Annotated in this window: 1 pseudogene; it reads right to left on the reverse strand. The window is 59.6% G+C overall.

The features are described from left to right. Positions 1-118: 118 nt before the first annotated feature. A pseudogene (locus ASE52_RS26170) lies at positions 119-287 on the reverse strand (DUF4148 domain-containing protein); the annotation flags it as partial.

Consider the following 287-nt stretch of genomic DNA (forward strand, 5'->3'; position numbering starts at 1 on the left):
GGCGGCGATAGAGAGGAAACGTGCGGTGTTGTTCATGGTGAAACTCCAGTGAAATTCAAAAAATGGGGACGAGGTACTTGGGAATACGAGAACGTGTGAACCGTGGATTCAACAAGAATCAACCACGCTCACCCGAAGGGATCTGGCCGGTGCGCACGGCATCCGCAGCCTGGCTGCGCACAGCAGCGCGGTCAGCGGTGGACTTGTAGGTCACCACACGCGAGCCAGCAGGCTCGATGGAGCGGGTCTGTGCCACGGTAGCGGCTTCAGCAGCCACTTCAGCGCGG

It is taken from the genome of Acidovorax sp. Root275 (genome assembly GCF_001428965.1).
Taxonomy (GTDB): Bacteria; Pseudomonadota; Gammaproteobacteria; order Burkholderiales; family Burkholderiaceae_C; genus Acidovorax; species Acidovorax radicis.